Below are 15,018 nucleotides of genomic sequence, written 5' to 3' on the forward strand. Positions count from 1 at the left end.
TAAAAATTACAAAACCTTATATTATAAGGCTTTTCTTTTTTAAACAAAATCTCAAGTGTCCGATAATGAACACTATTTGTCCAAAAACGAACAGTCGATGAAAAAAACACAAGCCACAATTTTAGTGATTGATGACCAGGAAGACATCTTATTTGCTTCGAGGATGGTCCTCAAGAAGCATTTTGAAACCATTTATACGCTGAATAATCCTAAAAACATATTGGATACGCTGTCCCAAAATCAAATTGACGTCATTCTTTTGGACATGAATTACAGAATAGGCTTTGAAGACGGAAGGGAAGGAATTTATCTTTTAAAGGAAATCAAAACTTTTTCACCACAGACCACAGTAATTCTGATGACTGCTTTTGGAAAGGTAGAAACGGCCGTTGAAGGTCTTAAAGCCGGTGCTTTCGACTATATTCTGAAACCATGGGACAATGAAAAACTGTTGGGGGTCGTAAAGGCTGCCGTTGAAGAAAACCGGAAAGAAAAGAAAAAAACAGCAAAAGCCCCTAAACAAGACACTTTTTTTATTGGAAGTTCTTCCGGCATACAGAAAGCGTATTCCCTTGCGGAAAAAGTAGCAAAAACAGATGCCAACGTTTTAATTTTAGGGGAAAACGGAACAGGAAAGTATGTATTGGCGAATTATATCCACCAAAATTCCAATCGAAATACTCTTCCTTTTGTTCACGTGGACCTGGGTTCCTTAAACGATAATATTTTCGAAAGCGAACTTTTTGGTTATGCCAAAGGCGCTTTTACCGATGCCAAAAATGATACGCCCGGAAGATTCGAACTGGCTCAAAAAGGAACCATCTTCTTGGATGAAATAGGAAATGTTCCTTTGCAATTGCAGGCAAAATTACTGCAGGTCATACAAAACAAATCGGTGACACGTTTGGGCGAAGCAAAACCCAGACAATTGGACGTTCGAATAATCACGGCTACCAACATGGATCTCAAACAGGAAGTCAGCCAAAAGAATTTCAGGGAAGACCTTTACTACAGGATCAATACGATGGAAATCACGCTGCCACCGCTTCGCGAACAAAAAGACGATATTGTTCCATTAGCCAATTTCCTGCTTGCCAGGATAATTGAAAAATACGATCGTAGTGAAATTATTTTCGACAACAACGCATTGGCACAAATGGAAAGGCATTCCTGGAATGGAAATATACGCGAAATGGAAAACCGCATCGAACGCGCTGTTATCCTGTGCGAAAACAATACGATTACGGTTTCCGATCTTGATTTGGATGTTATTTCCAAAACGGAAAGTAACGATGACGTTCAACTTTCTGATGTTGAAAAATCTGCCATTGAAAAAGTACTGCAAAAGAACAATTTCAATATCAGCAAATCTGCCGAAGAGCTTGGCCTTTCCAGGGCCTCATTATACAGAAGAATGGAAAAATATAAAATAGACAATCCGAATGGCTCCGAATAGAAATACAGCACTATTATTGCGATTCTGCGCTATCCTGGCAGGCATCACCATTTGTTTTTTCTTATTTCAGAAAGGGCTGTTTTATACTTCAATCTTTCTGCTTTTGGTGGTTCTCATCCTTATATTGGAATTGTTTTCTGCCATAAGAAATATATTTTTATTCTATGACAAGACAATACAGGCTATTTTGAACAATGACTTTTCTGCCGATTTTTCAAAACATGCTTCTTTTGAAAATTATAAAACGCTTTTTAAACTTTATGATAATCTGAAAGTAAAACAAAACGAACAGGTGTCTAAAGATTTGGTTTATCGCTCTATCCTGAATAATATAGAAACAGGAGTATTGATTTTAGAAAAAGAACATGAAGACTGGAGCATTTTTTTGATGAATGATTATTTCTCGAATCATTTTCAGGTACCAAAAGTTTCAAAATGGCACTATTTAAAAAATCAGTTGCCTTCGCTTTGTACCATTATTGAAGAAAGGAGTTTTCAGGAAATCAAGACCTCATTACAAATCAGTATAAGCAAACAAGCTTCGCAAACCTTCATCCTTCAAGCTTCCAAAACAAAAACTTTCGATAGAGAGTATTATATTATATTGCTTGATTCCATACAAAAAGTAATTGAGAAAAAAGAAAAAGAAGCCTGGATTAACCTGATGAAAGTCATTTCGCATGAATTGATGAATTCTATCACGCCAATCCGCTCTCTTACACAAAACCTGAATGAACTGATGCAGCAGGAATCTTTGTCTAAGGAAGATTTAGAAGACATCAGACAGAGCGTTACGACCATCATCCATAGAAGCGATCACCTTCAGAATTTTGTAGAAAGCTATCGCAAACTCGCCATGCTTCCAACACCAGACAAGGAAGTAGTAGAACTAAAACCTTTGCTTGAAAACACCTTAGAGGTTATGGCGCCACTTTTCAAGAAAGGAAATATTATCGTAAAAAATACAATTGAATCAAACAGGCGAATTAAAGCCGACAAGCTTCAAATCGAACAGGTTCTTATCAACTTGCTAACAAACAGCATTTATGCTTTGGAAGGCAAAGAAAAAAAGGAAATTGAAATTGTTTCTGAAGAAAAAAATGGCCGGACTTTTATTACGATATGCGATTCCGGAACGGGTGTCGATCCGGCTATTGAAGAGAAAATTTTCCTCCCTTTTTTCACAACTCGCAAAGAAGGCGCAGGTATTGGTCTTACGTTATCAAAAAATATAATCGAGGCCCATGGCGGCTACCTGAGCCATAGTAATGATAATGGGCGAACAAGCTTTACAATTTGTTTATTGTAGAATTATTACGACAATTTAATCAAATAATTCAAAATAATTAACAATAATTTGTTTTTTATCATAAATTTGTGTTAATTAACTTAATAATTTATACTTATGAGAAAATTATTTGCTGAGTTTTTTGGAACGTTTTGGTTGGTTTTTGGAGGATGCGGAAGTGCTTTATATGCTGCGGGAATTCCAAATCTGGGAATTGGTTTTGCCGGAGTCGCTTTGGCTTTCGGACTTACAGTACTGACAATGGCTTATGCTGTTGGGCATATCTCTGGAGGACATTTTAATCCGGCTGTTTCATTTGGTCTTTGGGCCGGTGGCCGATTTTCAGGAAAAGAACTGGTGCCATACATTCTTTCACAAGTAGCAGGAGGAATAGCAGCTGCAGCGGTCTTATATTTAATTGCTTCCGGAAAAGAAGGTTTTTCAATTGATGCAACAAAAGCGGGTGCTTTTGCAGCAAATGGTTTTGGAAGCCTGTCTCCTGAAGGCTATTCATTAGAAGCCGCTTTCATAGCAGAGCTTCTTCTCACCTTTTTCTTTCTGATTATAATTCTTGGTGCTACGGATAGATTTGCAAACGGAAAATTTGCCGGAGTTGCAATCGGGCTTGGACTCACCCTGATTCACCTCATCAGTATTCCAATTACGAATACTTCTGTAAACCCGGCCAGATCAACTTCTCAGGCTCTTTTTGCCGGAGGTGAATATATTTCACAATTATGGCTGTTCTGGGCGGCTCCTATTCTGGGCGCGATTCTTGCCGGATTTGCTTATAAATTCCTGTTGCAGAATAACGACGAATCTTAAAATACAAAGGCGGGAAATTTCCCGCCTTTTTCTTATCTTAATTCAATTGCCGGATCCCAGAAATGTTTTTCGAAATCCACAACTTGATTATCTACAACTTCAATGCCTTCATTTTCCAAAAGCTGCTGCATCAGATTGGTACCGTCAAAGTGATGTTTTCCTGATAAAAGCCCAACACGGTTCACCACCCTATGTGCCGGAATATCCTCATTATTATGAGAGGCATTCATTGCCCAACCCACCATTCTCGCTGATCCTGAAGAAGCCAGATATTTTGCAATTGCGCCATAGGAAGTAACCCTTCCGTAAGGGATTTGTTTTGCGACTTCATACACTTTTTGGAAAAAATTTTCTTCTTTCATTTCTGAAAAATTTAATTCCTAAAAATCTTGATCAGATTGATGATGGCAACCAGCCCAGTAACGGAGCCTAAAAAGTAATTCATATTTTCCATCATCCAATTGGTCTTGTGCTCTATTTTTTTAAAAAAAACGATGTAGATATAAAAAATTGAGAAGGAACCTACAACAACTCCAAGTACAAACATCCAAATCAGTGTAGGTGTGAATTGCAAGTACCCGTTATTCGCCAGAGTAATACTGACAAAGACATAATACGGTATTGGGAAAAAATTTAAAGCGGACAACAGCATTCCCAGGAAAAACCTTCCTGTTTTTGTTCTTATTTTGCTATCTTCTTCTTTAAGTTTTGGCTTTTTTGCAATAAAGAAAAAATAAATAGTAAGCAATGCGAACAAAACCAGACCTATTTCCTGAAGCAGGTAAATAATATCCGGTCTGCTGTTTATAAATTTCGCAAATGCAACGGCTATATAGGTCTGAAAAAATACAACAACTGTGGCACCCACAGCAAAATAAACTGCACGTGTACGTCCATCACGAACGCTTATTTTAGCAGCCGTCATGTTTATCAGCCCCGGAAGAGCAATTCCAACAGCGGATAGCAAAATCCCCCACAACAGCGCCATTGCAATTGCCATATTATTTTATTTTAAATCTAATATAGGTAATTGCCTTATTAATTTCCAAATATTGTTTCTCATAAAATGTCTGGATGCTTGTCACCACTTCCGGACTGCCTTCGTTTTTATAGACGTTATGATTCGAATACAAAACCTCATGTCCTTCTCCATGTAATAATCCAAGCGTATAACCGTGCATGAACTCACTATCCGTTTTCAGATTTACGACTCCATCCGGCTTTAATATTTTTTTATAAAGCTGCAGGAATTGCGAATTGGTCATCCTGTGCTTTGTTCTCTTGTATTTGATTTGCGGATCCGGGAATGTAATCCAGATTTCATCTACTTCATTTTCTCCAAAAATATGGTCAATCAATTCAATCTGTGTCCTTACAAAAGCCACATTTTGCATTCCATCTTCCACAGCAGTCTTAGCACCTCTCCAAAAACGGGCTCCTTTGATATCGATTCCAATAAAGTTTTTATTCGGATATTTTTCGGCCAATCCAACGGAATATTCTCCCTTTCCACAACCTAATTCCAGAACAAGCGGATTATCATTTTTAAAAAAAGAGGTATTCCATTTTCCTTTCAAAGGAAATTCGCCACCCACTACTTCTTCTCTGGTTGGCTGAAAAACATTACCAAAAGTGGCGTTCTCTTTAAATCGTTTTAGCTTATTTTTACTTCCCACGGCTTAATTTAAAATTTTGGTAAAATTAAGGAAATATATATGAACTGAATTACTTTTATCTTGCCTGAAATTTAATTCGGGATTTGAAGCTAGTATTCGGGCTTTTATTATCAATCACAATTCGTTCTTTTTTGCCGATTAAGGAAATTAAGAAGGTGAAAAATTACCATACAGAAGCCAGACAGTATTGACCATTTTTAAACTTTTAACAGCAGGACCGAAAAGCCATGTCTTCAAAAAAAATATTAGTGGCTCCATTGAATTGGGGCCTGGGCCATGCCACAAGATGCATTCCTATTATAGAAGCTCTTGAAAATAACGGTTATACTCCGATTATAGCTTCGGATGGAGTAGCGCTGCAAATGCTCCAAAAAGAGTTTCCGCATCTGCAAAGCCTCGAACTGCCATCTTACCACATTGAATATGCTAAGAACGGTGCTTTTTTTAAATGGAAAATGATTAAGAATTCTCCAAAAATGATTGAGGCCATTCTTCAGGAGAAAAAGACTATCCGCCAATGGATTGATGAATATGATATTGCCGGAATCATTTCAGACAACAGGCTTGGGGTGTATTCCAAAAAAATACCTTCTGTTTTTATTACACACCAGCTTAATGTATTGACGGGAAATACGACATGGATTTCCAGCAAGGTACATCAGCATATCATTAAAAAATTCAACCAGTGCTGGATTCCGGATGTTGAAACCAAACCCAATCTTTCCGGAAAATTAGGCCATCTTGAGAATCCGGAAGAGAATATAAAATACATTGGTCCTTTAAGCCGGCTCCACAGAAAGCCTACGGATAAGAAATACGATCTGATGGTTATACTATCCGGCCCAGAACCGCAACGCGGCATGCTGGAAGCCCAACTAACTCAGGAAATGGGACAATTCAAAGGGAAAGTAGTTTTTATTAAAGGAAAAATTGAGCCTGAGCAAAAAATTGAGCAAGCAGGCAATGTGACTTATTACAACTTTATGAATACGGAGCAGCTGGAAAACACATTTAACGAAAGTGAAATTGTACTGTGCCGTTCCGGTTACACTACAATTATGGACCTCGCACAGCTTGGCAAAAAAGCTTTTTTTATCCCAACTCCCGGACAATACGAACAGGAATATCTAGCCAAAAAACTAAAGAAGGAAGGATTGGTTCCTTTTGCCAGACAAGAAGATTTCAAGATTGAAAATCTTCTGGAAATTGACCTGTTTAAAGGATTAAAAAATTTCGGGACTGCAATAACCTGGAATAAGTTATTTTGTCTTTTCGAGGGTGAATGAGAATTCTGAACCTTTGCCTACCTGGCTCTCGACATAGATTTTTTCGTCGTGGGCCTCAATAATATGTTTTACGATAGAAAGTCCCAAACCTGAGCCACCTTCGCTTCTCGCACCACTTTTGTCAATTCTGTAAAAACGCTCAAAAAGTCTTGGAATGTGCTGTTTTTCAATACCGTCACCATTATCCATAATACGCACAATGACTTTATTGTTGACAAGGTCTTCCACACTGACTTCTGTAGTACCGTCTTCCTTACCGTATTTTATGGAATTGACGACAAGGTTGGTAACTACCTGTTGTATTTTTTCCTTGTCGCCATATACATAAATAGGTTTCACATATTTCAAATCGAACATGAGTAATATGTTTTTCTCCGATGCTTTCATTTCCAACAAATCGAAAACATTCTGGATGACTTCCAAAATATCAAATCGCGTGTTCACTAAATTCAATTCACCGGCTTCCAGTTTGGTAATCATATCCAAATCCTGCACGATATAGATTAGTCTTTCGACTCCTTTCTCGGCACGCTGAAGGTATTTTTTACGAATGGTTTTGTCTTTCATTCCGCCATCCAAAAGCGTTGAAAGATATCCCTGAACAGTAAACAAAGGCGTTTTTAATTCATGTGAAACATTCCCGATAAATTCTCTTCGGTATTCTTCACGAACTTTCAGGGTTTCGATTTCGAGTTTTTTGTCGGTGGCAAATTTTTTCACCTGTTTGGTCAGCGTAGCCATATCGGTAGTTATTGGCTGTGACCTGAAATTAGTAGATTCAAGAAGTGAAACATCATCATAGATTTTTTTCACTCTTCTGTAAATAAATCTTTCTACGCGGTATTGTAAAACGAAGAAAGAAAAAATGGCAATGCCCAAGGCAAAAATGAGACAGAATTTCCAAGAGAAAGTAAAAAACACGCTGGTCAGTATTCCCACCATTCCGGTTGCGAAAAAAGTAATATACAGCGATGATTTTACCGCAAAACGGTATGTTCTCTTGAAACTTACGGACATTAAACTTCTAATTTATAGCCAACTCCTTTAATGGTTTTGAACAGTTCTTCTCCGATTTTCTCTCTTAACTTACGGATATGAACATCAATTGTTCTTCCGCCAACGATAACTTCGTTGCCCCAAACCTTGTCCAGAATTTCCTCTCTCTTGAATACTTTTCCAGGTTTTGATGCTAACAAATAGAAAAGTTCAAATTCTTTTCTTGGCAATATGATTTCTTTTCCGTCCTGGATAATCTTATATTCTTCTCTGTTGATTTCGATACCGCCTACATTTAAGGTTTCCGAATTCTGATCTTCCTCTTTTAGCCTTCTTAACAATGATTTTACTTTGCTCACCAGTAATTTTGGCTTGATAGGTTTTGCAATATAGTCATCTGCTCCGGCATCTAACCCGGCAACCTGTGAATAGTCTTCACTTCTTGCTGTCAGGAAAGTAATGATTACGTTGCTCAGTTCCGGCAGCTTTCTGATATTTTCACAGGCTTCCATTCCATCCATTTCCGGCATCATCACATCCATAATAATCAGGTGCGGCAACTCCTTTTTGGCTTTAAGTATAGCCTCTTTCCCGTTGCTGGCCGTTACAATCTGATAGCCTTCCTGTGAAAGATTATACCCTACAATTTCCAGGATATCCTGCTCATCATCAACCAATAAAATCTTAATATCTTTCTTTTTCATCTTTAGGAAAAAATTTGCGTTTAGCGGTTGTAAATGTAAATATAAAACAAAAGGATTATATGTGTTAACTGTAATTTAATATCGTAACAATTTAGTAAAGTTCCTGAAACTTAAAAGTAACAGGTCGCTAACATCAGCTTTACAAAACGACCGTTCCTTTGCGCAAATTTAAACAACACACAAATGAAAATTAAACTATTATTCATTACTTTATTGCTTAGCACTCTTGGTTTTGCACAAAGCAAAAGTACGATTTCAGGAGTAATTACTGATAAGGATTTGAATAACGAAACGTTGCCATTTGCAACAGTCACAGTTAAAGGAACGACCACAGCAGCCCAAACAGATATGGATGGGAAATATACTTTAACTGTAAAGCCGGGAACTCATGTGCTGGTTTTTGCCTTTTTAGGTTATGAGTCACAGGAAGAGACCGTAACGATTAAGGCCGGAGAAACAAAAACAATAAATAAGGCATTAAGTTCCGGAAGCGTTACCCTGGAAGACGTAGTGATTGAATCCGTACAGAGCAGACAAAAAGAAACCGCTCTTTTAATGGAACAGCAAAAAGCAGTTGAAATCAAGCAAAACATTGGCGCACAGGAACTTTCAAGAAAAGGAGTAAGTGATGCGGCCGGTGCAGTTACTAAAGTTACCGGAATTTCAAAACAAGAAGGTACAGGTAATATTTTTGTCAGAGGTTTAGGTGACCGTTACAATTCTACATCAATGAATGGTTTGCCTATTCCATCAAATGATCCGGAAAAAAAGAACATCGCCTTGAATCTTTTTTCTACTGATATCGTAGAATATATTTCAATTGACAAAGTTTACAACCCTAGAATTTTTGGAGATTTTGCAGGCGGTAACGTAGATATTATTTCTAAAGATTTCAAAGGTAATGGTCTTTTTGAAATAGAATTAGGTTCTGTTGTAAACACCAATGCCATCAAACAGGATAATTTCATACTACAGCAGGGACCAAATAAGCTCGGATATTCGAATGCTGACCTTCCAAACAACCCATTGGGCTCATACAGTTTTAAAAACAGCCTGATTCCTGAAAAAGAAGCGCCCTATGGAGGAAATGCCAACTTCAAGGCCGGTAAATCATTCGACATTGGAAACGAAGGCCGTCTAAGTCTGTTTGCAACTGCCGGATTTGCTAATGGTTTTAGTTATAGAGAAGGAATTAACCAAAGTGTGAGCGCCCAAGGAGCTAAGCTAAAATCTTTCGACCAGAAAACCTATTCTTATAACACCAATACAACAGGAATGTTTAATGCGGCTTACCGTATAAATCCTGACCACAAAATCAATTATAACTTCCTGTTTGTTAACTCTTCTTCGCAAGTAAATGATGAATACAGAGGTTTTATTCGTGACCTTGCAGAAGATGACAATGGTTTTATCCGTAGAGGAACCTATACTCAAAACAAATTGATGATTAATCAATTATTGGGAACCCATAAAATCACTGACAAAATTGACTTAAACTGGGGAACTTCATTCAACAGAATTAAGAGTGAAATGCCAGACAGAACGCAAAACACTTTAAAGTATATTAATGATTTCAACGGTTATGTATTAGGCGTAAACACAACAACAGACAACCACAGGTATTTCCAAAACCTGACTGAAGATGAATTGGCAGCCAATGTTTCTGCCGATTATAAATTCGGAAAAACAGAAGACGGAAGCCAAAAAGGTAAATTGACTGTAGGATATAGCGGAAGATTCAAAAAGAGAGACTTTGACGCGATACAGTTTAACTTCAGAATCGCAACAGACCAGATGAATACTGTTGTAGATCCTTACAATCTTGATGCTTTCTTTAATCAGACAGCCTACAACAATGGTGCTTTTCAAATTGAAGCGTTCAGTGGACTAACACCACAAATCTACACAGGTGATCAAAAAATCCATGCCGGTTATTTCAACTTAGAATATAAGCTTTCAGAAAAACTGACATCTTTAATCGGAGTGAGAGCCGAGAAAGTATATCAAAAAGTTTTCTGGAGAACTCAGTTGGACAATTCCGGAAGAAGCAACACTTTTGACAAAAACGAAATCTTGCCAAGCATCGTATTGAAATATGAGCTAAATGACAAGCAAAACCTGCGTTTTGGAGCAAGTAAGACTTACACATTGCCTCAATTTAAGGAAAGAGCTCTTTTTGTTTATGAAGATGTAACAGAAATTAAAGTAGGTAACCCGGACCTTTATCCTTCTCAAAACTATAATGTGGATTTAAAATGGGAATTTTTCCCAAAAAATGAAGAAATCATTTCTGTAGGTGCTTTTGGTAAATACATTCTTGACCCAATCAACGAAATCACCCTGGCTTCTTCAACTAACGATATTTCTTTCCTTAACACAGGAGACACCGGATATGTGGTTGGAGCAGAATTTGAAATCAGAAAGAATGTTTTTGAAGTTGATTCGGCAAACAGAAGCAAACTTTCTGCCGGCTTTAATGCTTCTTATATGAAAACAAGCCAGGATCTTGATTCAGAAAAAGTAAGAAAAGAGACTAGTTACAACATTAACCTTACAAGCTCTAAAGACAGCTTCACTGGTGCAGCAGATTTATTGATGAACGCAGATCTTACCTATATCAAAGAATGGGACAAGAGTGATTCCAGTATTATGGCAACATTAGCATATGCCTATTCTTCTGACCGTCTTTATGCCTTGGGAGTAGAAACTAAAGGAAATCTGGTTGACAAAGCAATTGGTTCTCTTGATTTTATATTAAAAACCAAACTGAACAAAAGTCTAGGAATCAACTTTACGGCCAGAAACATCTTAGACCCAAAAGTTAAAAGAGTTCAGGAAAACAGAACGGAAGACATTACGGTTCTTTCCTATAAAAAAGGTGTTGGTTTAAACCTTGGATTGACCTATCAGTTCTAAAAAAACAATATTTAAGAATCTAAAAATGGCTGCTAACGCGGCCATTTTTCTTTGTTTGCAGCCACTGTTTTTCAGTTAACATTTGCTTTGAGTTGATAACGTTTTATTTACAAATAATAAAAACTAATATAACGATATCATCACATTCTTTTAACCGCAAACTAAAGCCTAATCTCCACTTTTGCATTAGAAAATTAATAAAAAACAACACAAATGAAAAAATCTCTTTTTAAAGCTTTCAGCATGGCACTTCTTGCATCTGCAGCTGTATTAACATCATGTTCAAGTGATGATGGAAACAACAACGGACCTTCTTCAACTTTCGTTCTTGATGCTAACAATTTCAAAGGAACAATTAATGATGGAGAAGTAGTACTAAAAACAGGTGTTACTTATAAATTGAGCGGTAAATTAGTTGTTGCAAACGGAGCTAAATTAACAATCGAGCCTGGAGCTATTATTGAAGCTACAGCAAGACCTGACAATTCAACAGAAGACATCAGATATATTGCTGTTGCACAAGGAGGCCAAATTTTCGTAAACGGTACTGCTACTAATCCTGTAGTGATGACAAGTTCTGTAAAATCTCCAGGAAAATGGGGAGGTTTGGTAATCTGTGGTAAAGCTCCAATCAACAAAGGTGCTACAGCATCTGCAGAGGTTTCTGATTTGACTTACGGTGGTACATTGGCTAACGACAATTCAGGATCAATCAGATACTTAAGAATTGAGTATTCAGGATATGCTTATAACAGTGAAAAAGAATTCAATGGACTTTCATTATTTGGTGTTGGTAGTGGAACGACTATCGAGTATGTACAAGTACACGAAGGTGCTGACGACGGCATTGAGTTTTTCGGAGGTACAGTAAACACTAAATATTTGATCTCTACTTCAAATGAAGACGATTCTTTCGACTGGACTGAAGGTTGGAACGGAACTAACGAAAACTGGTATGGGAAATTAGGTCTTGGAAGAGGAAACAGAGGTATCGAAGCTGATAACAACTCTAACAATCACCTTGCAACTCCAATTGCTAATCCAAACATCAAAAACCTTACACTTATTGGACTTGGTGCACAAGGAAGCGAATCTCAGGCATTGAAATTAAGAGTAGGTACTAAAGGTAAATTTGACAACCTGGTATTGAGCAATTTCGTTACAGGATTCGACGTTCAACACAACGAAAGCATTGGATATGTAGCTGACGGTACATTAAAAGCTACTAATGTTAGATTTGACAACATCACTACAAAATCTGCAGGTAAAAATACAGCCGGCGAAACAGTAAACGTAGCTGCAATCTATACAGAATCTACAACTGCTACAGGTGCCGGAAACGGAACTGCGACTCCATCATGGGCTCAAGGTTGGACTGTTGGTCTATAATAACCTAAATTAATATGACAAAATGCCTTTCAAAATGAAAGGCATTTTTTTTGGTATAATAATTGAAATATGTTTTATATATTTACAATACCAAATCCACGCTATGGCTAAAAAATACTTTTATATTATATTCTTCTTCCTGTTCCTTTTCTCTGCAAGAGTTTCGGCTCAAGAGTCAAGGCCGGCGGCTAATGGAAAAACACAGGAAAGCACCATCGAAGGTTTGAGTTTCTATCCAAATCCCGTTAGTAATGGTAAGATTTATATTACATCAAAATCAACTTTAGACAAAGAAATTGCCATTTATGATGTACTTGGCAAAAAGGTTTTGCAGTCTGTTGTGACTTCAAAAGAGCTTAATGTTTCTTCACTTTCGCCGGGTGTTTATATTATAAAAATTAAGGAAGGCGAAGCAACTGCCACTAGAAAGCTAATAGTCAAATAGTTGTAATTAAATCCTCTAAATACATTTAACTATAAATTTACACAGATATTTTTGTCTCTGACAAATTGTTTCTATCTTTGCAGTACATTTTTATAACAAAAAACAAGTTAACATGAAAAAACTTTACGCTTTATCATTATTATTGACTGGTACTCTTGCCTTCGGACAATTCACAGAGCCGTTCTCGGGAACAGGTGCATTAAATGCTAATGGATGGACTAATCACAGTGGTACTGCTGGACAAGTACAAATTTTAAGCACAGCTAGCGACAGTGGAAATAGCTTATCTTTTGCAGGTTTAGCTGCTTCTTCAGGAAACCGTGTAGCAATCGTTTCTGGAAATTCAGAAGATTTAAACAAAGCAAGTAGTGCTCCTATTACTACAACAGCATATTTTTCAGCCTTAATAAAAGTACAAAATACTACTGGAATGGCTGTAAATTCTCATGCTTCTGGAGATTATTTCTTAGCAGCAACTTCTACAGTAGGTGCTGCATCAACAGCTTTTCAAGGACGTATATATGTTAAGCAGGGAGTAGCTGAAAATACAGTAAATTTAGGTGTTTTAAATAATAGTGGTGGAACTGCCGCACCTTCATTCTTAACCGCTGATTTTCCAATCAATACAACTATTTTTGTTGTTGTAAAATATGATATAGCAAGTAATACTGCAAGTATTTGGGCAAATCCAACTCCTGGCAGTTCAGAATCTGCAGCTGGCGCCACAAATGCTACCGGAACTACTGCAGCGCCTGCATCAGTTCTTGGCGTGGCAATCAGACAAGGATCTTTGGCTTCTAGCGCTGGAACTACTGGAAATATCGAAATTGACGAAATCAGACTTGGCTCAACTTGGGCTAGCGTAACTCCAGCAAACCTTAGTGTTAAAGAAAACAACATCGCTGGACTTAAAGTTTATCCAAACCCGGTAACAAACGGAAAATTATTCATCACTACAGATGCTAACGTTGAAAAAACAGTTGCTATCTATGATGTATTAGGAAAACAAGTAGTAAATACAACTGCTACAGAATTCGTAAACGTTTCTAACCTAAAAGGTGGTGTTTATATCGTTAAAATCACTGAAGAAGGAAAAACAGCTACTAGAAAATTAGTTATCAAGTAATTCCTTTCTTTCAAAATAATATAAGCATCCCAATAGGGATGCTTTTTTTTTGTATTATTGTTTTCTAATCAAAAAATATAACAAAAATATGAGGAAATTTTACATTTTATTACTAGCAGTTTCTTTTGGAAATAGCTACTCCCAAACTGTCATTTTTTCAGAGAATATGGGTACCCCACCTACTAATCCTGCACAGACTCCTATTGCCAGTCATACTTTCCAAAATAGTAATCCCATTATTTTTACAGGCGATGCAGTAATGGTATTGCCAAACAATCCGGATATCGCAATGCCCTCCTCTGGTTATGAAGGAGCTTCAGGCGGTGGCTGTACTGCTATTTTTGCAACAGACAAGACTTTTATGATTGAAGGCATAAATACTTCAAATTATTCAAACATCACACTTTCATTTGGGCAATTAAAAGGAAATTCTCAAAATTCAAATACTATAATAATTGAAACAAGTCCTGATGGTACTGTTTGGGCCCCATTAACTTACACAGGAATTATTGGCAGTTTAACTACATGGTCGTTGATTACTACAACTGGTGCAATCCCAGCAACACAAAATTTAAGAATCCGTTTTAAAAACCCTCCCTCAACCGTTTCAGCATTCAGAATTGACGATATCAAGTTAACTGGAAACTCTTTAGGAGTTAAAGAAAGCAACATCGCTGGGCTTAAACTTTATCCAAACCCTGTAACAAATGGAAAACTTTACATCGTTTCAGATACTAACATTGAAAAAAAAAGTTACTATCTACAATGTTTTAGGAAAATAAGTAGTAAACACTACTGCTACTGATATTGTAAATGTTTCTAATCTAAAAGACGGTGTTTATATCGTTAAAATAACAGAAGAAGGAAAAACGGCCACTAGAAAACTACTCATTAAATAAATCCTAAAAATA

Annotated in this window: 15 protein-coding genes; 10 read left to right on the plus strand and 5 right to left on the minus strand. The window is 37.0% G+C overall.

What is annotated here, in order from left to right:
- Positions 1 to 97: 97 nt before the first annotated feature.
- From BGO88_RS11480 to aqpZ, 3 genes are all read left to right on the plus strand, one after another.
- Positions 98 to 1,456, plus strand: coding sequence for a sigma-54-dependent transcriptional regulator (locus tag BGO88_RS11480; RefSeq protein ID WP_286706970.1), 1,359 nt, complete (start codon positions 98 to 100; stop codon positions 1,454 to 1,456).
- On the plus strand, positions 1,443 to 2,765 hold the full coding sequence (locus BGO88_RS11485) for a sensor histidine kinase (RefSeq protein ID WP_286706971.1): 1,323 nt from the start codon (positions 1,443 to 1,445) through the stop codon (positions 2,763 to 2,765). Before BGO88_RS11480 ends, BGO88_RS11485 begins: the two co-directional genes overlap by 14 nt.
- A 96-nt stretch (positions 2,766 to 2,861) precedes the next feature.
- Positions 2,862 to 3,569: an aquaporin Z gene (gene aqpZ, locus BGO88_RS11490; RefSeq protein WP_056071958.1), complete on the plus strand. Its 708-nt coding sequence runs from the start codon at positions 2,862 to 2,864 to the stop codon at positions 3,567 to 3,569.
- A 32-nt stretch (positions 3,570 to 3,601) separates the two neighbouring features.
- Here aqpZ and BGO88_RS11495 read toward each other — a convergent pair whose 3' ends face one another.
- Genes BGO88_RS11495 through trmB form a run of 3 tightly spaced genes read right to left on the minus strand, consistent with a single transcriptional unit; the run spans position 3,602 to position 5,245 of the window.
- Positions 3,602 to 3,931, minus strand: coding sequence for an MGMT family protein (locus BGO88_RS11495; RefSeq protein ID WP_286706972.1), 330 nt, complete (start codon positions 3,929 to 3,931; stop codon positions 3,602 to 3,604).
- 11 nt (positions 3,932 to 3,942) lie between these two features.
- Positions 3,943 to 4,569 carry a LysE family transporter gene (locus BGO88_RS11500; RefSeq protein ID WP_056071955.1) on the minus strand — a complete coding sequence of 209 codons (627 nt, stop codon included), beginning with the start codon at positions 4,567 to 4,569 and terminating at the stop codon, positions 3,943 to 3,945.
- 1 nt (position 4,570) lies between these two features.
- Positions 4,571 to 5,245 carry a tRNA (guanosine(46)-N7)-methyltransferase TrmB gene (trmB, locus tag BGO88_RS11505; RefSeq protein ID WP_273238055.1) on the minus strand — a complete coding sequence of 225 codons (675 nt, stop codon included), beginning with the start codon at positions 5,243 to 5,245 and terminating at the stop codon, positions 4,571 to 4,573.
- Between the two features lie 227 nt (positions 5,246 to 5,472).
- Here trmB and BGO88_RS11510 point away from each other — a divergent pair, with 227 nt between their 5' ends.
- Positions 5,473 to 6,531, plus strand: a complete 1,059-nt coding sequence (locus tag BGO88_RS11510; RefSeq protein ID WP_286706973.1) for a glycosyltransferase — start codon at positions 5,473 to 5,475, stop codon at positions 6,529 to 6,531.
- Here BGO88_RS11510 and BGO88_RS11515 read toward each other — a convergent pair.
- Positions 6,505 to 7,548: a sensor histidine kinase gene (locus BGO88_RS11515; RefSeq protein WP_056071946.1), complete on the minus strand. Its 1,044-nt coding sequence runs from the start codon at positions 7,546 to 7,548 to the stop codon at positions 6,505 to 6,507. The two genes, BGO88_RS11510 and BGO88_RS11515, sit on opposite strands and share 27 nt — an antisense overlap.
- Positions 7,548 to 8,231, minus strand: a complete 684-nt coding sequence (locus BGO88_RS11520) for a response regulator transcription factor (protein WP_286706974.1) — start codon at positions 8,229 to 8,231, stop codon at positions 7,548 to 7,550. The genes BGO88_RS11515 and BGO88_RS11520 overlap by 1 nt, the downstream gene beginning before the upstream one ends.
- A 183-nt stretch (positions 8,232 to 8,414) precedes the next feature.
- Here BGO88_RS11520 and BGO88_RS11525 point away from each other — a divergent pair, with 183 nt between their 5' ends.
- The 6 genes from BGO88_RS11525 to BGO88_RS17405 all read left to right on the plus strand — a co-directional run bounded on the left by BGO88_RS11525 (position 8,415) and on the right by BGO88_RS17405 (position 15,006).
- A complete protein-coding gene (locus BGO88_RS11525) occupies positions 8,415 to 11,147 on the plus strand; it encodes a TonB-dependent receptor (RefSeq protein WP_286706975.1) in 2,733 nt (910 codons plus the stop codon).
- 213 nt (positions 11,148 to 11,360) lie between these two features.
- On the plus strand, positions 11,361 to 12,536 hold the full coding sequence (locus tag BGO88_RS11530; RefSeq protein WP_286706976.1) for a beta-helix domain-containing protein: 1,176 nt from the start codon (positions 11,361 to 11,363) through the stop codon (positions 12,534 to 12,536).
- A gap of 103 nt (positions 12,537 to 12,639) precedes the next feature.
- Positions 12,640 to 12,981 carry a T9SS type A sorting domain-containing protein gene (locus BGO88_RS11535; RefSeq protein ID WP_286706977.1) on the plus strand — a complete coding sequence of 114 codons (342 nt, stop codon included), beginning with the start codon at positions 12,640 to 12,642 and terminating at the stop codon, positions 12,979 to 12,981.
- A 112-nt stretch (positions 12,982 to 13,093) separates the two neighbouring features.
- On the plus strand, positions 13,094 to 14,107 hold the full coding sequence (locus BGO88_RS11540) for a T9SS type A sorting domain-containing protein (RefSeq protein ID WP_286706978.1): 1,014 nt from the start codon (positions 13,094 to 13,096) through the stop codon (positions 14,105 to 14,107).
- Positions 14,108 to 14,195: 88 nt separating this feature from the next.
- Entirely contained in the window at positions 14,196 to 14,912 is a 717-nt protein-coding gene (locus tag BGO88_RS11545) for a hypothetical protein (protein ID WP_286706979.1), read from the plus strand.
- A gap of 1 nt (position 14,913) precedes the next feature.
- Positions 14,914 to 15,006 (plus strand): T9SS type A sorting domain-containing protein, encoded by a 93-nt coding sequence (locus tag BGO88_RS17405; RefSeq protein WP_353743406.1) that lies wholly within the window; start codon positions 14,914 to 14,916, stop codon positions 15,004 to 15,006.
- Positions 15,007 to 15,018 lie beyond the last annotated feature (12 nt).

Source organism: Flavobacterium sp. 38-13, assembly GCF_001899155.1.
Taxonomy (GTDB): Bacteria; Bacteroidota; Bacteroidia; order Flavobacteriales; family Flavobacteriaceae; genus Flavobacterium; species Flavobacterium lindanitolerans.